Here is an 18,505-nt window from a genome sequence, read left to right on the forward strand (position 1 = left end):
AATAATTGTCATAGCATTTGCGCACTAAGCACCTCTAAGCCCACCTATTCACGCTCAACAGCTATTAAATAAAGAGATGGCCCGTAGTTTGCAGAACTACAAAGGAGAATTTCCCACGACGGAAGACAAAAGATGTCTGCAACAAAAACAACAGATAACTGGCCACTTCAAGTTTCTCTTTCAGTTGAAAGCATTGAAGTTAACGGCTGGGATACAGAACGCTGGCAGATAGATGCCATTGAGCCTCATCAAGACGATAAGCCTGACTTCTTCCACCTTGATTTAGATCTTCACAAAGATGAACGAACAGCCTATCGCTTTAACTTAGACTCTCAGCAACCACACCTCTTTGTCTTATGCAATGAAGATGAGATGGACAACGCATTAACGCCAATCCACATAACAGCTAGCCAAGACGACGCTGCTTCTTTTATGGATGGCGAACATAAGATGTTAGAAGTTGCGATGCCCCAGGCCGTTCAATGCTGGATAGACACCTACCTAGGCATACACGGTGAACTAATCGATTGCGGTAAAAAGAAGAAAAAAGGCAAGGGACGTAGCAGTGAGCGATAACCAATCATTTTTTTCTCGCTGGTCACAACGTAAAGCTGAGCAGCAAGCTGAGCCAATAGAAGAATCTCAAACAGAAGCCTCTCTTTCAGATGAAACTGTTGATACCGAAGAGTTACCACCTCTAACCGATGAAGATATGCCAGATATTGAATCACTGGATAACGACTCCAATTTCGAGCAGTTTTTTTCACCTGGTGTATCAGAAGAACTTCGTAATCTCGCCCTAAGAAAACTATTCAGATTACCTGAGTTCAACATTCGTGATGGCCTTAACGATTACGATGAAGATTTCAGCAAAATGCCTGCACTTACCCAAGAAGTTGTTTCTAAACTTCGAAGTTGGGCCGATGAAAAAATCGAGGAAGCCGAAGAAGGATTTAAAGAAGGCGTTAGCGGCGAGACCGAAGAAGATCAAGAGAGTATCAGCGATACGACCAAGGTCGAAAGCCACGACTTTAGTGATCTAGACGATTCTGATGACTTAGGCGATGCCGATCTTGAATGCTAATTTTTTCAGCAAATTAGGACAAAGAGTCGGAATGACTCAACTCTTTTTGACTCATAGAGACACTTTGTCCCACCCCGACCTAAGAAAAACAAAAACGACAGACCTAAATGCGCTTTAGGGGAATTTTTACAGCCAAAAACTGGTTCTCCGATTGCTTTATATAAACAACAAATTGTGACGAAAAACCTAAACGTTTGAGTCGCCCCTGAAATAGAGACTAAAGCATCGACAGAATGCACCCTATTTCAGTCAGTGAGGTAGAGAATGACGACAGAGCAGAGTGTAAACGCCAAAGCACGTAATTTGGCGATAAAACAAGTATCTTTTCCGCAGAACCTAGCGCCTGCGACAGTAACTTACAGCACCTACGGTCACTTATTGATTACGGGTGCCGAGGACACTATTCGTTTAGCTGCAGCACAACTGTCCGGCATGGCAAGCATCACTCTTCTTGCTACCGACCCAATTAGCAATACTGATACTGATCACCTACAACGCGCAATTGACGCATCGCCTGAGCTTAAAGTTCACACTGCGAAACTTAGCCAGATCAAAGGTTTCCTAGGTCAGTTTCAAGTTACTATCGATCATCAGGGTAATAACGAAAATTTCGCAAAGATTGCTCAGAATAAAAACTGCTTTGATCTGATTTTAAATTTAGGCCAAGAGTCTCTATTCACCACAGATCTAACGCCTGCAGGCTACTTCCACGTTTCACCTGAAAGCAGCACATTTTCTGAAGTCATCGAAGAGCTACCGAACTACATTGGTGAATTTGAAAAGCCTCGTTACTTCCAAATTAATAACGACATCTGCGCACACAGTAATCGCGGTCAAACGGGCTGTACTCGCTGTTTGGATGTTTGCCCTGCGGATGCGATTACCTCTTTTAAAGATTTAATCGAGATCAATCCTCATATGTGCCATGGTGCTGGTGGTTGTGCTACAGCCTGCCCTACAGGAGCGATCTCTTACGCATTACCTCAACCGGTGATGCTGCATAATTATTTGCACCGATTGATTTCTACTTATCAGAATAACGGCGGCACAGCACCAACGATTCTAATCCATGATCATGAAGTTGGCGCTGAGATCATTGCCAACCAACCAGAACTTCTTTCTGACAATGTTCTACCTGTTTCACTAGAAGAAGTGGCAGCAGCAGGACAGGAAAGCTGGTTAGTTAGTTTAGCCTCTGGTGCACAGCAAGTATTACTGCTAGATACACCTAATGTCCCTGATATGGTTCGCGATCTGCTTAAACGTGAATTAAAAACAACCCACGCTATGCTTGAAGGGTTAGGCTACCCTACTGAGCAGATTAAACTAATCACACAAGATGATCTGCCTAACGCCCAATCTGCTTCGTCTTACCGCAACATCCCGACTATTGCAGTCGTGGCTGAGACAAATAAGCGTGAAGCATTGTTCGTTGCTCTAGAGCATTTAACTGAGCATGGCGAAACTGCAAACCAAGATTATATTGCCTTGCCGGCGGGCGCTCCTTTCGGTCAGGTCAACGTAAACAGCTCAAGCTGTACTTTGTGCCTGTCTTGCGTTGCCGTCTGTCCCACCCAATCTCTGACTGATGGCGGAGAAATGCCGGCCCTTAATTTCCGTGAACAAAGCTGCGTGCAATGCGGCATGTGCGAAAGCGCATGTCCTGAAAATGCAATTGAGCTTGTTACACAGCTAAATCTGAAAGCTGAACGCGCAATCCCTGTTCAGATCCATACAGACGAAGCATTTGAATGCATCTCTTGCGGTAAGCCATTTGCGCCTAAACGCACTGTTGACAAGATGATCGAGAAATTGAGCTCACATCGATTCTTCCAAGGCGATGCCATTCAACGATTAAAGATGTGTGAAGACTGTCGTGTAAATGACATCTACACCGATCTGACCGCTAACCCTGAAAAGCAACTAGAACTGTAAGGAGCAGGATATGACTAATATGATCAATGCAGCCCCTGCTCTACAAGAAACAGATGAGCTTCGCGCAGACATTTACGCACTACTAGCAACAATGCTACGCAAACAGCCTGAAGCTGACCTACTTGCTTGGTTAAAAGAGCTTGAATCAGATCAAGATGAAGACACACCAATGGCTCGTGCATGGAGCACTCTTGCTCTTGCTGCGAAGCACTCTGAGCCATCTCAATTAGAAGATGAATACACCCAACTTTTTATCGGTGTAGGACGTGGTGAGTTAATGCCATTTGCGTGCTGGTACTTAACCGGCTCCCTAATGGAAAAGCCACTTGCCTTCCTACGTGAAGATCTCGAAATTCTTGGTTTTGAACGCCAAGAAAACGTGAAAGAACCAGAAGACCACATTGCGGCGCTATGTGAAGTGATGAGCATGCTGATCCGCACAGGTCGTGGTTATGAAGTACAACACCAGTTTTGGCAGAAACATATCCAAACCTGGGCAGAAAAGTTTTTTACAGATTTGCAGAGCGCAAAAACTGCCGTTTTTTATACTGCGGTTGGCTTGTTAGGTCATGCGTTTATGCAACAGGAAGATAACTGGTACCTGCAGTTATCACCTGCCGCACGTGAGGGCGGAAAACAATAAAAACAGGGCAAAGACAGACAAAATCTGTCGACGTTGATGCGGAGAAACAAAATGAGCCAGCAAGAAAAGCCTAACACAGGCCGCCGCGGCTTCTTGAAGAAACTTGGATTAGCGGGTACTGCCGCTGGTGCAGTTGCCGTAGCGGGCACTGCGCAAGCAAAAGTTACTACTGCTGAATCAGGTGAGAAACAGGAAGGTTCCGGTTACAAAGAAACTGAGCACGTTCGTAACTTTTACGAAACTTGTCGTAACTGATAGCCGCAAGAGGTGAGGAAATGAGACTAACGAAAAAATCCGATCAGCCTGCGGCTCCGTCGAAGGCAACCGGTCTAGGTTTGAGCCGCCGTCGCTTCCTGAAGAATTCAGGTGTAGCAGCGGGTGGTGTTGCGACTGCAGGCATCATGGCACCAGGCATGATGAAGCAGGCTGAAGCTGCAACTGTAGCTCCAGGTGCACCTACAGAAGTAAAACGTACTATCTGTTCACACTGCTCTGTAGGTTGCGGTGTTTATGCTGAAGTACAAAACGGTGTTTGGACTGGTCAAGAGCCAGCATTCGACCACCCATTCAACGCAGGTGCACACTGCGCTAAAGGTGCTGCCCTACGTGAGCACGGTCACGGTGACCGTCGTTTGAAATACCCAATGAAGCTTGTTGATGGCAAATGGAAGAAAATCTCCTGGGAAGACGCTATCAACGAAGTTGGTGACAAAATGCTACAGGTTCGTAAAGAATCTGGCCCAGATTCAGTCTACTGGTTGGGTTCGGCTAAATTCAGCAACGAACAAGCTTACTTATTCCGTAAATACGCAGCGATGTGGGGTACTAACAACGTAGACCACCAGGCGCGTATCTGTCACTCAACAACTGTAGCCGGTGTAGCAAACACTTGGGGTTACGGTGCGATGACAAACTCATTCAACGATATCCACTTCGCAAAATCCATTTTGCTAATTGGTTCTAACCCAGCTGAAGCTCACCCTGTTTCTTTACAGCACATCTTCCGTGCTAAAGAGCGCAACAAGGCACACATCATCTGTGTTGACCCTCGTTTCACTCGTACTGCAGCTCATGCGAACGAATACATCCGCATTCGCCCAGGCTCTGACGTTGCGTTCATCTGGGGCCTACTGTGGCACATCTTTGAGAACGGTTGGGAAGACAAGCAGTTTATCCAACAGCGCGTATACGGCATGGACGAAGTTCGTGCAGAAGTGAAAAACTGGACACCAGAAGAAGTTGAAAGTGTTACTGGTGTTAAAGAAGCACAAATGCGCCGCGCAGCTAAAGAGCTAGCTGAAAACCGTCCAGGTACTGTTATCTGGTGTATGGGTGGTACTCAGCATACTACGGGGAACAACAATACTCGTGCTTACTGCATCTTGATGCTTGCCCTAGGTAACATGGGTACATCTGGTGGCGGTACTAACATCTTCCGTGGCCACGATAACGTACAGGGTGCTACTGACCTTGGCGTACTATCTCACACCCTACCTGGTTACTATGGTCTTTCTGATGGTGCTTGGAAGCACTGGTCAAAAGTTTGGGACGTAGATTTCGAGTGGATGCAAAGCCGCTTCGACCAGAAAGTTCACCGTAAACTGAAACCTATGAACAACAAAGGTATTCCAGTTTCTCGTTGGATTGACGGTGTTCTAGAAGATAAAAACTTGATGGATCAGAACGATAACGTTCGCGTTATGGTTGCTTGGGGTCACGCTGTGAACTCCCAGACTCGTGGTCCAGAAATGAAAAAAGCGATCGAAAAACTAGATACCCTAGTAATCGTTGATCCTTACCCAACTCATGCTGCGGTAATGTCTGATCGTAAAGATGGCGTTTACCTGATCCCTGCATGTACTCAGTTCGAGACTTACGGTTCTGTTACAGCTTCAAACCGTTCTCTACAGTGGCGTGACCAGGTTATCGAACCTCTATTCGAATCTAAACCTGACCACGAAATCATGTACTTGTTCGCTAAGAAGTTTGGTTTCGAGAAGCAACTGTTCAAAAACATCGCTATCCAAAACGGCCAGCCTGTAGTTGAAGACATCACACGTGAATTCAACAAAGGTATGTGGACTATCGGTTACACAGGTCAGAGCCCTGAGCGTCTTAAACTACACCAGAAAAACTGGCACACGTTTAACTATGACACTCTTGCAGGCGAAGGCGGTCCAGCGAATGGCGAATACTACGGCATGCCATGGCCATGTTGGGGTACTGCTGAGCAGGGCCACCCTGGCACACCAATCCTTTACGATACAAGCAAATCTGTAGCTGAAGGTGGTTTGACCTTCCGTGCTCGCTTCGGTGTTGAACGTGACGGCGTTAACCTACTTGCTGAAGGCTCTTTCGGTAAAGGTTCTGAAATTAAAGATGGTTACCCAGAATTCACTGACAAACTTCTTAAGAAGCTTGGCTGGTGGGATGACCTAACTGCTGAAGAGAAGAAACTGGCTGAAGGCAAAAACTGGAAGACCGACCTTTCTGGTGGTATCCAACGTGTTGCTATCGCTCACGGCTGTTCTCCATTCGGTAACGCGAAAGCACGTGCAGTTGTTTGGACATTCCCAGACAAAGTGCCTCTACACCGTGAACCGCTATACACGACTCGTCGTGACCTAGTAAGCAAGTACCCAACTTGGGATGACTCTGAGTCCATGTACCGTCTACCGACTATGTACAAGTCTATTCAGGACAAAGATCTTTCTAAAGAGTACCCAATCATTCTTACTTCCGGTCGTCTGGTTGAGTATGAAGGTGGTGGTGAAGAGACGCGTTCTAATCCATGGCTTGCTGAACTACAACAAGACATGTTTGTTGAAGTACACCCGGCTGATGCAAATACTCTTGGCTTTAAAGATGGCGAAGATGTATGGGTAGAAGGCGCTGAAGGCGGTAAAGTTCTTGTTAAAGCACTTGTTACACGCCGTGTAGAACAAGGCGTTGCATTCATGCCGTTCCACTTCGGTGGTAAGTTCCAGGGTAAAGATCTAACTGATAAGTACCCAGAAGGTGCAGCACCTTATGTAGTAGGTGAAGCAGCTAACACTGCTACCACTTACGGTTATGACCCAGTTACACAGATGCAGGAAACTAAGGTTACCTTGTGTCGCGTTCAGAAAGCTACTGCGTAAGGAGTAACAGACAATGGCTAGAATGAAATTCCTCTGTGACTCCAAGCGTTGTATCGAATGCAACGGCTGTGTTACAGCATGTAAAAACGCAAATGAAGTGGAATGGGGTATCAACCGTCGCCGCGTTGTAACTATCAACGATGGTGAGCCGGGTGAAACTTCGATCTCCGTAGCATGCATGCATTGTTCTGATGCTCCATGTATGGCGGTCTGCCCTACTGACTGTTTCTATCAGACAGACGACGGCATCGTATTGCATAACAAAGACCTATGTATTGGTTGTGGTTACTGCTTATACGCTTGCCCATTTGGCGCACCACAGTTCCCTAGCGACGCTGCTTTCGGTGAGCGTGGCAAGATGGACAAATGTACATTCTGTGCAGGCGGCCCAGAAGAGGACAACAGCCCTGAAGAGAAAGCGAAGTACGGTGCTAACCGTATTGCTGAGGGTAAACTGCCACTATGTGCAGAGATGTGCTCTACAAAAGCCCTACTTGCTGGTGATGCCAACGACGTTTCTGACATCTTCCGTGAGCGTGTGATCTACCGTGGTCACAACGACGGTGCTTGGTCTATGACAGAAGAAGATCTGTCTTACGACGCAACTCAGAAAGTCTGATAAACCCAACAGGTTGCCGGGAGCTTGCTCCCGGCACATTGACTAGAGGGGACATTATGCTCCGCTTTATTTTGCCATCTCGAATTGTTTTGCTGATTGCGCTGCTTTTTTCAGGCTTTGCTCAAGCAGTACCTTCAGATGCCAAAGTTGCTGGCTTTGCTGGCGCTGACTATTGGCAAGTAGTGAAGGAAGCTGAAGAAGGTCGCACTCAAGTTCAAGCACGAGAAGCAGGTCAATTGATCAATGTGAAAGGTGAAGAATGGCGCCACTGGCGTAACCAATGGGTTACACCTGCAGGTGCTTACGCTATTGGCGGCACCCTTGCTGTCCTTGCAATTTTCTACCTAATCGTTGGTCAGAAAAAACTTGATCACCCTCGTTCTGGTCAGCTTATTGAGCGCTGGAAACGATTAGATCGAGCAAACCATTGGACTGTGGCTATCCTGTTTATCATCTTAGCGATCTCTGGTTTGAGCATCCTTTACGGGAAGTTCTTCTTAAGAGCGGCCATGGGTGATTCGTTGTGGGCAAGCTACATTATGCTTTGCAAGCTAGCGCATAACTACTTAGGTCCGATCTTTGTTATTGGCCTATTGTTTATGATTGTTCGCTGGATCAAACATAACTTCTTTAACCGTACAGATCTAATCTGGTTCCTAAAAGGTGGCGGCATTATTGGTAATGCGCACCCTAGTGCTGGATACATGAATGGCGGTGAAAAAGTTTGGTTCTGGCTTCTAACAATCGTTGGTATTGTTGTTTGCGGTAGTGGCCTGGTTTTGGATTTCCAAAACTTCGGTCAAGTTCGTGAAACTATGCAGATTGCCAATTTACTACATGCTGCTGGTTCTTTGATTCTGATTGTTGGTTCTTTTGGTCACATCTATATCGGTACGGTAGGTACTGAAGGTGCACTGGAAGGCATGAAGACAGGTTACGTTGATGAAACCTGGGCTAAACAACATCACGATCTATGGTACGAAGAGGTTAAAGGCAAACAGGATAGTTAATTCCTGGTTGTAATATCTCTTACCCGGTGCCTTTTATTTAGCTGTACAACCCTTAATAAAAGGCACATCACTATCTTCACCATAACGTTTGTACATACCCTGACAAACGTGCTTCTTTTGCCGGCTTATCCAAGCCGGCTTTTTTGTGTCTGCTCTAACTCTAGTTAAATACTCTCTTCTGTAAGCACTTAAAGATGATCTACATCTACTTCTGTTGTGAACTTGTTTCTACGCAATGAGATTAACGAACGAAATTTTCTAAGATTTGGATCACTGGCTAAATCACGACGAGCAAACGCCTCGTATGCTTCCATATCCGGCACCATAATGACCAATACAAAATCGATATCACCCGTCACTTGGTAACACTGAGTAACCTCTGTGGCGTCCTGCATTTTGCGCATAAACATGTCATGAACATCGATAGAGTCTCGGATCATCTCAACCTCTACGATAATATTCAGCACCTTACCTAAAGCCCTCGGGTTCACTATGGCCACATCGGCCATAATGATGCCCTGCTCACGTAACTGTTTAACCCGTCGCAAGCACGCAGGTGGCGACAAGCCTACCTCCTCAGCCAGCGCTTGGTTACTTATTCGATTATCCACCTGCAGACATTTAAGGATATGACGATCGATACGATCTAATTGAACATCCATTAGATTCCACTCATTAAGATTTTTTTGTAATTAAATTAGAAAAAATTTGCAAAAACAAAATTTATATTAATTTCTAAGATAATTTTTCTAATTTTATTTTCACAAGCTTAATTAAAATAGCTAATTCAATCTACTGAAGTATTCCGATGATGATTAAGCCAGTCAGTACACATGATCTTTTAAACATAACACTGCCCGATCTTGGCCGTGAGATCTATGCCGTCTGCTTACTACTATTCAAGCTAACCATACCTATCATCATTGCTGTAAAGATCCTGGAAGAGATTGGCGCAATTCCTTACATCAGCGCTGCGTTAGAACCATTAATGCTATTTGTAGGCTTACCCGAGTCCATGGGCATCGTCTGGGCGACCACCATGTTGACCAATATCTACGCAGGCTTAGTTATTTTCTTTCAAACAGCGCCTCAAGAGAATCTCAGTGTTGCCCAAGTTACAGTTCTCGGCACGATGCTCCTTGTCGCTCATGGCCTACCGCTAGAATTACGAATCACTCAGAAAGCGGGTATGCGCCTTATATTTGCCTTTCTTTTACGCTTTGTTGGCGCACTTATTTTAGGTGCTCTGCTTAATCTGACCTATTCAGCAGGTGACTGGCTTAACGCACCTGTCGAACTGTTGTGGCAACCTGAAGCTACTGATCCAAGCCTGATTAACTGGATACTCACCCAACTACAAAGCCTTGCTATGATCGTGGTGATAGTCACAGCACTGCTCACACTTCTAAAGCTGCTCCGCTGGCTACACATAGAACGCTTAATGATTTGGCTGCTACAACCTTTTTTAAGGTTTATGGGCATCAGCAAGAAAGCCACATCTCTTGCGATCGTCGGTGTGACTCTAGGCTTGTCGTTTGGCGGCGGTTTGCTTATCCGTGAAGCAGAAAGTGGCAATGTTAGCCCTAGAGACTGCTTTTCAGCCCTTTGCTTACTTAGTCTGTGCCACAGCTTAATCGAAGACACCTTACTTATCATGACTATGGGGGCTGATCTTTCTGGAATTCTGTGGGCTAGGCTTATTTTCAGCATTCTACTCATCAGTCTACTAACCCGCTTAGTCTCTTTAACCAGCGATAGCTTTCAACAACGTTTTCTATTTAGAGACGTATCGCTGCCTAATACCCAAAGCCTAAAACAGTAATTTGATATGCAGAATCTGAGAGCCAGCGAGCACCAAAAAGGTATTTACTATGCTGTCGCCGCGTTTCTTATGTGGGGGCTTGTACCGGTTTATTTTAAAGCGGTCGATGACGTACCAGCATTTGAAGTCTTAGCACATCGAGTAGTTTGGTCTGTGGTTTTTCTGGGGCTTTTCCTCTTACTTAAAGGTAAGCTGAGTGAGCTTACTACGCTTAGAAATTCTCCTAAAATCTTGCTCAGCCTCGGCCTGTCAGCATTAGTTATTTCTATTAACTGGCTAGTATTTATATGGGCGGTCTCCGAACAAAGAATTGTTGAAACAACCCTAGGTTATTTTATTAACCCATTGATAAATATAGTCTTTGGATTCTTTATATTTTCGGAAAGACTTCGTTTCTTACAATTAATCGCTGTTGCCATTGCCGCTGTTGCAGTGCTTTACCAAATCATTTTAATTGGTGAACTACCCTGGGTAGCACTGACGCTAGCCACCAGCTTTTCTATCTATAGTGTCTTAAGAAAGAAGATCCCGATAGACTCAATTACAGGCCTATTAGTTGAGACTTTATGGCTATTTCCAATGGCCTTGGTTTATATGATTTGGCTTAGTTCACAAAATAATTTTGTACTGCTAAATGGCTCTACAGAGGTACAAGTGTTGTTGCTGGCTGCAGGGCTGGTTACCAGCTTACCTTTGATAGCATTTGCCGCTGGCGCTAGAAGATTAAGTCTTACCATGGTTGGCCTACTCCAATATATAGGCCCAAGCATCGCTTTTCTTATTGCGGTGTTTTATTACAACGAACCCATGGATCAAGATCGACTCATCACGTTTGTGATGATCTGGATTGCTTTGGCAATATTTAGTGTGGAAGGCGTACTCGTGCAACAACGCAAAAAGCAGGATCTGATAACGCCTAAAACAGAAGAGAGTACTCAAGGCTAGGACAACGCCTAGCCTTGGTGAATGTGTTCTATTTAGCTTGTTTGTCTTTCATTTTGGCATTAGTTAAGAACAACGCTAAACCGAGTAAAGCCACTGATGCTGCATACATAAGAAGATCTGACGGTTCTGATATTTCCATCTCTGTACTTAAAGATAGAAACTTAACAATTAGCATCATGATGACCATAGCACCCAATTTACCTTTGAGCTGATCAATACTCTCAATAACCAGCAACTTCGGCCGCTGACTACTACCACCCTCCACATTCATCTTACTAATAAAAATTTCGTAGATACCGAAACCAAACATCAACATCACGCCGGCCATCAAGGCCTGGTCAATGATTTCAATAAGGATCATTAACAGCTCGGTACGCGCATTCAAACCAATACCCTCTGAGAAGGCTACTTGTGCTAAGTGGACAAAGTCATAAATCACAAAGCCCACCAGCAACAATGCACCGGCCATTACAGAAAAAACGGTCAAAAGCATAATCCATCTTAATGACCATAATCCTTGCTCAACCTTTCTCATCACCTAACTCCTTTTTTAAGGTGCAATTCTGAAAATTTGCGCAAGTATTTCACATGGTAATTGAATTAAAAACGCTCCTTCAGGACCGTTTTTATCATCCAACCGCCTGATAAATATGATACTGATAGCATCACCTAATGACTCACAAAAGAACGACATTTTTTTCACTAAAAGATCTATTCAACCTTGCCAAACAACAGTAAAGTTCACGCTGAATTATTTACTCGAGTTTAAGTCACCATGAGCACACTAACCCTTCAGGATAAATTCTTTAAACTCCGGAACAATCGTATATTTGAATTCTTTGTTGTGGCAGTTATCATCTTTTCTGCCTTGGTTATTGGCGCAAAGACCTACGATATTCCTGATCATGTGTTAACGCTTATTAGCTGGCTTGATACAGGTATCACTCTATTCTTCCTAGTTGAGATAACAGTACGCTTTATCGGTGAACCGGATAAAAAGAACTTTTTTAAGAACCCTTGGAACGTCTTTGACACGATTATCGTTGTCGTCAGCTTGATACCAATCCAAGACAGTGAAATGGCACTGATCGGCCGACTGATCCGTATCTTCCGTGTATTACGAATGGTATCTATGGTGCCTGAGCTACGCTTGCTCCTTAACTCTCTAATTAAAGCTCTGCCGCAGCTTGGTTACGTTATCCTGTTGATGTTCATCATCTTCTATATCTATGCAGCAATCGGTGCTTCTTTCTTTGCCCATATTAACCCGACACTTTGGGGAGACATCTCAATCTCGATGCTCACGCTATTTAGGGTTATGACATTCGAAGATTGGACGGATGTTATGTATGAAACCATGTCTGTTTATTCATTTAGCTGGATTTTCTACTTAACTTTTATCTTCCTAACTACATTTGCGTTCCTAAACATGGTAATCGGTATCGTTGTAAATGTAATGGAAAATGAGCACGCAGAAGAAGCCAAAGAGAAAGCACTGGCTGATGGCGATTTAACCATCGAAGACCTTTCTAAACAGATCGAAGAGCTAAAGCAGCTCATTAAAGAGAAACAGTAAAAACGACAAGGGGAGCCATTTGGCTCCCCTTTTATTTAAAGCCTAAAACTGCGGCTAACTTTCCGTACTTTCTTTACGAAAAACGCACTCACTTTCAACCAGGTTATCTTGCAGCAATAAATCCTTACATGCCTCACACCATGCTTGGTTGTTAGGATCACATAATGTCGATACTGCCTGACCAAGATTTTCAGCTTTTTCTTCAGCAGTCGTAGGCTTTAGTTTGTTTTTTCGTTTATAACTTAGGGTCATAGCATCCTTGTCCATTTCGTAAGACATCTATTCTGGAAACACGATTAACTCTTGTGATTCTTTCCATGGTTTATATTTCTTCATAACACCAAGAAAGAGATCTGATTCTTTAAAATCTGATAACCAACTTTGCACATGCGGATAATCTGCAGCTTTAAACCAATCGAGATTTACATGCGCAAACTGCCGAATGAACGGTAAAAGCGCATAATCGGCTAATGATTTTCCACCCGCCAGTAGCGATCCACTGTGCTGTTGTAAAAGCTCTTCTAGTTGAACCAACCATAACTCACATTTATTACGGTAATAGGTCTGCGAATGCTCTGGGTGGCGATCAGAGTATTTGTACTTATCCAACCAGCCTTTAAACTCATAATCATTTGCTTCGATCAATTGATCAATCTGTTTGCTATCGGCATCATGCCAAGCGTCACAATCATTCTGAGCCAATGCCCAATGCATGATTTCTAAGCTTTCATCTATCACTGTTCCATCAGGAAGCAATAGAACTGGAACCGTTCCTTTAGGTGAGATTTCCAGCATATGTTCTGGTTTATCTCGTAGCACGATCTCTCTGAGCTCAACTTCAACACCGGATTGCTCAATTGCTAGACGCGCTCTGATTGCATAGGGACAGCGACGAAATGAATATAGGATTGGTCGATTCATATTCTGCTCTATTTTGGCTGATAAGCACAGAAACCCGGCTTAGGACCAACCTTAGGGTGATTTCTACATGTATCAGGGCGTTGTAGATAGATAGTACACAATCTTGTTTTTTGATCTAGATAGATACAATCATCATTAGCATAGCGCGATAGGGTGTAAATCTCTGATTTATGATTAAAGTGCCCTACCACACCCTCTTTCATCAAACGCTTCGCTAAACGCTTCGCAGGCTCACCTGCCTCGAACTCATCCACTACACCCATTCTTACTAAATCACTAAAGCGAACCTCTACAGGCAAGCTACAGCAAGTGCCCCTGCAAGAATCGCAGTGACTACTCTTATACTTCACCCAAGTACTCAAGTTATCTACGTTGGCTGCTGGAATTGTTTTGTTCATTTAGATTAATCAGCGTGCTATAAATTTGAGGGCGATCATAGCATTATCAAATGCATGAACAACCCCTAATTGTTTATTCGGAGCTTTAATGTCTGAAACCAGTTTTACAGATATTTTCACCCAACAAAAAAGATGGCGAATTATCGATGAGCCTATCTGCTGCAACCCTATACAAGCTCTTGAACAAGATTTCGCCTTATTAAAAGAGGTTGCACAAACTAAACGGGGTGCAACCGCACGCATTTGGGAAACAACCCAATGCCTAGTTGCCACTAGGAAGGAAACTCGATTCCCAAACTTTGATCAAGCCTGCAAACAACTCGAACAAGAACATTGGCCCGTTATCGTCCGTGATAGTGGCGGCACCGCAGTTCCGCTGCAACAAGGCATTATCAACCTAGCCATAATATTTCCGCAGCGTACAGATCAGGCTTTTAATTTAGATATGGTTTATATCGCCCTATGCGAACCTATTAAACGCGCACTATCAAAGATCGGACTCAAGGCAGATTATGGCAGCACCGAAGGCTCTTATTGCGATGGCCGTTACAATCTCAATGTTGATGGGCTGAAGATTACTGGCACAGCACAAAAAATCATGTTGTCACCGCCTAACAACAAAAATGTAAAGCAAGGAGTCCTAGCACAAGCGATGCTGATGGTAGATGTTGACTCGGCTAATGGCACCCATTGGGTGAATCGCTTTTACCAACTGGCTGGAAATGATCGCCGCTTTAAACCTGAGGTCGCAACCAGCCTTATTGATCTTGTTGACCGTGCACAGCAACCTGAACAATTTACTACCTATATCCGAGGACTGATGATTGAAGAGTTAAAAAAACTGACCTTGTCACGCTAATTTAATAATCACAATCAATAATAGCCAGCGTTCACGGATAAGAGCTACCGGGCAAAGGAAAGCCCACCACTCTACATAGGCTGTATCAACCTAGATACTTATCATCATAATAGCTTGTTCTTATTAATAAATTATTGCTTTAATGTAGTAACAACAATAAAAAACGAGCTGATGACCTATGCGTGCGCATAAACATTATTCTCAAGCTGATCTAAAGAAAGTCATCACTGAATTGGCCACTACTTTTAGTGATCGAATAGACCTATCTAAACCTGTGTGTGAGCAGCATGGTCAAGGCGAAGATAGCTATGGTTGTATCGCGCCCGATGCGGTTGTCTATCCTTTTAGTAACGAAGAAGTCGCTCAAGTCGTCAAACTCTGCAATCAATATAAAATTCCCGTCATTCCCTTTGGCGTAGGTTCTTCTGTCGAAGGGCATCTACTCGCCGTCAACGGTGGTATCTCAATCGATCTGTCAGAAATGGATCAGGTCATAGAAATAAATGCCGCCGACATGGATTGTCGCGTGCAAGCAGGTGTAACTAGAGAAGCGCTCAATCTAGCCTTGCGCTATGACGGCTTATTTTTCCCAGTTGATCCTGGTGCCAATGCGAGTATTGGCGGTATGGCAGCAACACAAGCCTCAGGCACTAACGCCGTACGCTATGGCACCATGCTTGATGCCGTTATCGGCTTAACTGTGGTAACACCTGAAGGCGACATTATAAAAACAGGTACACGTAGCCGCAAAAGCTCTGCTGGTTACAACTTAACGCAGTTGCTGGTCGGCTCTGAGGGCACCTTAGGCGTCATCACAGAGATCCAACTTCGCCTTCACCCTATTCCCGAAATCATTCGCGCAGCCGTATGCAGCTTTAAAACTGTGGCCGACGCTACCGATACAGTTATCAATGCCATGCAGCTGTCTATTCCCCTAGCCCGAATAGAACTGCTGAACAAGGCCCAAATGCAAGCTTGCATTGAATTTTCTCAGCTACACCAACTAACTGCTGAACCAACCCTTTTTATCGAGTTTCACGGCTCTAAAGCCAAGATTGAAGAAGACATTACGCTCCTGAAAGATATCTGCAATGAATTCGGCGGTAGTGAATTTATTTGGGCTGAAAATACCGAAGATCGAAACCGCCTATGGCAAGCACGACACAATGCTTACAATGCGGCTCATCAGATTATCCCTAACGGAAAAGTCCTTACAACCGATGTATGTGTTCCAATTTCAGCCCTAGCTAGAAGTATCTTACAAGCCGAAGCAGATGCTGAGTTAAGCAACTTACCCTGCCCAATCGTTGGCCATGTTGGTGACGGTAACTACCACGTCCTAATTGTTTTCGATCCAGAAAATCATAACCAACATCAAGCAGCTAAAGCACTAGCAGAAAAGATCGTAAGCAACGCCTTAGCTCTAGGTGGCACTTGTACAGGTGAACACGGAATCGGCTTTGGAAAAAAACAATATCTGCTGGATGAGCATGAAACTTCGATAAATAGCATGAAGCTTGTTAAGCGGGCTTTGGATCCAAATAACATTATGAATCCCGGCAAGGTTATTGATCTGTGAGGCCAAAGCTTTGATCAAACAAATACTCCTCTTCAGCTCTCTACTCACATGCTCATACCTATTGACTGGTTGTGACAGCTCCGAAAATCAAAGCCCTCCCCCAAATCAAACCACAACAACAGCTCATCCAGCAAATTCTACTACTCCCCATGAAGCACAATCATCAACAGAGCTGATTCCCAAAGGTATCCTTTCTACTGACAAGCTAGAGCCTTTCTGGGGTGATCTTGATGAGATGAAAGATCGAAAGCTGATCAGAGCCTTAGTCACATACAGTAAGACCGACTTTTTCATTCATAACGGCAAGATCAAAGGACTACAAGCCGAACTTCTACAAAACTACGAAAAGCATATAAATAAAGGGATTAAGAAAGAGATAGACAAAACAAAGATTGTCTATATTCCGGTTACCTTTGATCAACTAATCCCCTCTCTTGTCGAAGGCAAAGGCGACATCAGTGCAGCGCTACTAACCGCAACAAACGAAAGAAAAAAGTTGGTAGATTTCACAAAGAGTAAATATTCAGAAGTATCCGAAGTCATTGTCAGGCACAAAACCGCACCAAAAATTGATTCATTAGAAGACCTTGCAGGAAAGACTATTCTCGTTCTGAAAGGAAGCAGCTACGCAGAACACCTTCATCAATTAAATAAACAAGCAGTATTTAAAGAAAATACTATTCATATAATTGAGGCTGATAGCACCTTACTTAGTGAGGATATTTTAGAAATCGTAAATGCAGGTATTTATAACTACACCATCATTGATGATTACAAAGCCAGACTCTGGCTTAAAGCTCTAACCAATTTAGAGATAGCTGAACAAATTAGTTTGAGCAAAAAGAACAGTCTGGGCTGGGGAGTTAGAAAACAGACGCCTCTTCTTCAGGACAGCCTGAATGAATTCATCCATTCGAACGTTCAGAAAGGCTCTCTTCTCGGCAATATCTTAATCAAACGCTACCTAGGTTCAACTAAGCGAATAACAAATCCCCTGCTCGATTTGGAACGCGACCGCTTAATTCGCTTACTACCTCATTTTGAAAAATACGCAGAAAAATACCACTTAGATCCTCTTGCATTGGCAGCACAGGCTTATCAGGAATCCCAACTCAAACAGGACACAAAAAGCCATAAGGGCGCAGTCGGAGTAATGCACTTACTGCCTTCAACTGCAGCCGATCCAAATGTGAATATCAAAGCGATACACAAGGTAGATAACAATATACATGCGGGTGCAAAGTATATGGATTTCCTATCTCGACACTATTTACCCTCTGAAGAGATCACGCCTATCAATCGCTTTCTCTTAAGCTTAGCCGCCTACAACGCTGGTCCTGGCAATCTACGAAAAATGCAAAAACTAACGACTAAAATGGGATTAGATCCAAACGTGTGGTTTGGAAATGTTGAGATCGCAGCAGGCAGGATTATTGGACAAGAAACAGTACATTATGTTTCTAGCATCTATAAATATTACACGATCTATAATTTATCCAAACTTATCTATACCGAAAGGGTCCATACTCTTCAGCAATACGTAAAATAGAAATTGGAAGATACACAGAAAGAGACAGGCTAATGAAAAAGATAATCACGGGCCTTTGTTTAATTGCCTTAGGTGGATGCTACAGCATACCAAGAACCTTACCCGCAGATAGCTACTTAATAGATACAAGAATGGGACTGATGTGCCATGTTACAGAGTGTTATTACCTTGATCTAATTGGTAGCTCATCCGACGAGCTTACAGTCGCCAAAGCATATGGCCTACCCGTCAAAACTTACACATGGTCAACAGAACAGTTTGTTGAACTGATGCTCAACCCACCAGAACAGCTTTATAAAGCTGAAAAGCTATCTGATCATGAATACCAGATACCCAATAATGCAGCGACGACAGCAGCCTTCAAGGTACTAGACGATGAAGACCTGCTAATCTATCGTATTGGCGGTAATAGCAAAGGTTTGTAG

The 18,505-nt window shown here is 43.9% G+C and carries 20 protein-coding genes; 15 read left to right on the forward strand and 5 right to left on the reverse strand.

The features are described from left to right. Positions 1-132 precede the first annotated feature (132 nt). From ACMXYP_RS09160 to ACMXYP_RS09195, 8 genes are all read left to right on the forward strand, one after another. Positions 133-576, forward strand: coding sequence for a DUF3305 domain-containing protein (locus ACMXYP_RS09160; RefSeq protein WP_415881333.1), 444 nt, complete (start codon positions 133-135; stop codon positions 574-576). Continuing rightward, on the forward strand, positions 566-1,084 hold the full coding sequence (locus ACMXYP_RS09165) for a DUF3306 domain-containing protein (protein WP_415881334.1): 519 nt from the start codon (positions 566-568) through the stop codon (positions 1,082-1,084). Before ACMXYP_RS09160 ends, ACMXYP_RS09165 begins: the two co-directional genes overlap by 11 nt. A 264-nt stretch (positions 1,085-1,348) precedes the next feature. Next, complete coding sequence (locus tag ACMXYP_RS09170; RefSeq protein ID WP_415881335.1) at positions 1,349-3,019, forward strand: 4Fe-4S binding protein; 1,671 nt, start codon at positions 1,349-1,351, stop codon at positions 3,017-3,019. Between the two features lie 10 nt (positions 3,020-3,029). Further along, entirely contained in the window at positions 3,030-3,662 is a 633-nt protein-coding gene (locus tag ACMXYP_RS09175) for a TorD/DmsD family molecular chaperone (protein WP_415881336.1), read from the forward strand. A gap of 51 nt (positions 3,663-3,713) precedes the next feature. Further along, positions 3,714-3,917, forward strand: coding sequence for a hypothetical protein (locus tag ACMXYP_RS09180; RefSeq protein WP_415881337.1), 204 nt, complete (start codon positions 3,714-3,716; stop codon positions 3,915-3,917). A gap of 20 nt (positions 3,918-3,937) precedes the next feature. Next, complete coding sequence (locus ACMXYP_RS09185) at positions 3,938-6,802, forward strand: molybdopterin-dependent oxidoreductase (RefSeq protein WP_415881338.1); 2,865 nt, start codon at positions 3,938-3,940, stop codon at positions 6,800-6,802. Positions 6,803-6,815: 13 nt separating this feature from the next. Next, positions 6,816-7,421, forward strand: a complete 606-nt coding sequence (gene fdh3B / locus ACMXYP_RS09190) for a formate dehydrogenase FDH3 subunit beta (protein ID WP_415881339.1) — start codon at positions 6,816-6,818, stop codon at positions 7,419-7,421. A gap of 56 nt (positions 7,422-7,477) precedes the next feature. Continuing rightward, a complete protein-coding gene (locus tag ACMXYP_RS09195; protein ID WP_415881340.1) occupies positions 7,478-8,431 on the forward strand; it encodes a formate dehydrogenase subunit gamma in 954 nt (317 codons plus the stop codon). 188 nt (positions 8,432-8,619) lie between these two features. Here the strand turns inward: ACMXYP_RS09195 and ACMXYP_RS09200 are convergent, their stop codons facing one another. Further along, positions 8,620-9,093 (reverse strand): Lrp/AsnC family transcriptional regulator, encoded by a 474-nt coding sequence (locus tag ACMXYP_RS09200; RefSeq protein ID WP_415881341.1) that lies wholly within the window; start codon positions 9,091-9,093, stop codon positions 8,620-8,622. Between the two features lie 146 nt (positions 9,094-9,239). Here ACMXYP_RS09200 and ACMXYP_RS09205 point away from each other — a divergent pair, with 146 nt between their 5' ends. After that, the gene (locus ACMXYP_RS09205) at positions 9,240-10,253 is read left to right on the forward strand and encodes a hypothetical protein (protein ID WP_415881342.1); all 1,014 of its coding nucleotides are present in this window, start codon (positions 9,240-9,242) and stop codon (positions 10,251-10,253) included. A gap of 6 nt (positions 10,254-10,259) precedes the next feature. Further along, positions 10,260-11,198: an EamA family transporter RarD gene (gene rarD / locus ACMXYP_RS09210; RefSeq protein ID WP_415881343.1), complete on the forward strand. Its 939-nt coding sequence runs from the start codon at positions 10,260-10,262 to the stop codon at positions 11,196-11,198. Positions 11,199-11,226: 28 nt separating this feature from the next. Here rarD and ACMXYP_RS09215 read toward each other — a convergent pair whose 3' ends face one another. Then, positions 11,227-11,733, reverse strand: a complete 507-nt coding sequence (locus tag ACMXYP_RS09215; RefSeq protein WP_415881344.1) for a YqhA family protein — start codon at positions 11,731-11,733, stop codon at positions 11,227-11,229. 240 nt (positions 11,734-11,973) lie between these two features. Between ACMXYP_RS09215 and ACMXYP_RS09220 the strand changes: the two genes are divergently transcribed. Further along, positions 11,974-12,774, forward strand: a complete 801-nt coding sequence (locus tag ACMXYP_RS09220; protein ID WP_415881345.1) for an ion transporter — start codon at positions 11,974-11,976, stop codon at positions 12,772-12,774. 54 nt (positions 12,775-12,828) lie between these two features. Here ACMXYP_RS09220 and ACMXYP_RS09225 read toward each other — a convergent pair whose 3' ends face one another. Genes ACMXYP_RS09225 through ACMXYP_RS09235 form a run of 3 tightly spaced genes read right to left on the reverse strand, consistent with a single transcriptional unit; the run spans position 12,829 to position 14,093 of the window. After that, on the reverse strand, positions 12,829-13,041 hold the full coding sequence (locus ACMXYP_RS09225; RefSeq protein WP_415881346.1) for a hypothetical protein: 213 nt from the start codon (positions 13,039-13,041) through the stop codon (positions 12,829-12,831). A gap of 12 nt (positions 13,042-13,053) precedes the next feature. Continuing rightward, complete coding sequence (locus tag ACMXYP_RS09230; protein WP_415881347.1) at positions 13,054-13,695, reverse strand: glutathione S-transferase; 642 nt, start codon at positions 13,693-13,695, stop codon at positions 13,054-13,056. An 8-nt stretch (positions 13,696-13,703) separates the two neighbouring features. Next, a complete protein-coding gene (locus tag ACMXYP_RS09235; RefSeq protein ID WP_415881348.1) occupies positions 13,704-14,093 on the reverse strand; it encodes a YkgJ family cysteine cluster protein in 390 nt (129 codons plus the stop codon). An 88-nt stretch (positions 14,094-14,181) separates the two neighbouring features. On the opposite strand from ACMXYP_RS09235, the gene ACMXYP_RS09240 reads away from it, so the two are divergent. The 4 genes from ACMXYP_RS09240 to ACMXYP_RS09255 all read left to right on the forward strand — a co-directional run bounded on the left by ACMXYP_RS09240 (position 14,182) and on the right by ACMXYP_RS09255 (position 18,505). Beyond that, positions 14,182-14,952 carry a biotin/lipoate A/B protein ligase family protein gene (locus ACMXYP_RS09240; protein ID WP_415881349.1) on the forward strand — a complete coding sequence of 257 codons (771 nt, stop codon included), beginning with the start codon at positions 14,182-14,184 and terminating at the stop codon, positions 14,950-14,952. 178 nt (positions 14,953-15,130) lie between these two features. Next, complete coding sequence (locus tag ACMXYP_RS09245; protein ID WP_415881350.1) at positions 15,131-16,531, forward strand: FAD-binding oxidoreductase; 1,401 nt, start codon at positions 15,131-15,133, stop codon at positions 16,529-16,531. A 10-nt stretch (positions 16,532-16,541) separates the two neighbouring features. Next, positions 16,542-18,080 (forward strand): transglycosylase SLT domain-containing protein, encoded by a 1,539-nt coding sequence (locus ACMXYP_RS09250; RefSeq protein ID WP_415881351.1) that lies wholly within the window; start codon positions 16,542-16,544, stop codon positions 18,078-18,080. Between the two features lie 32 nt (positions 18,081-18,112). Next, positions 18,113-18,505, forward strand: a complete 393-nt coding sequence (locus tag ACMXYP_RS09255) for a hypothetical protein (protein WP_415881352.1) — start codon at positions 18,113-18,115, stop codon at positions 18,503-18,505.

It is taken from the genome of Neptuniibacter sp. QD34_54, from assembly GCF_047778055.1.
In the GTDB taxonomy this organism is placed as follows: Bacteria; Pseudomonadota; Gammaproteobacteria; order Pseudomonadales; family Balneatricaceae; genus Neptuniibacter.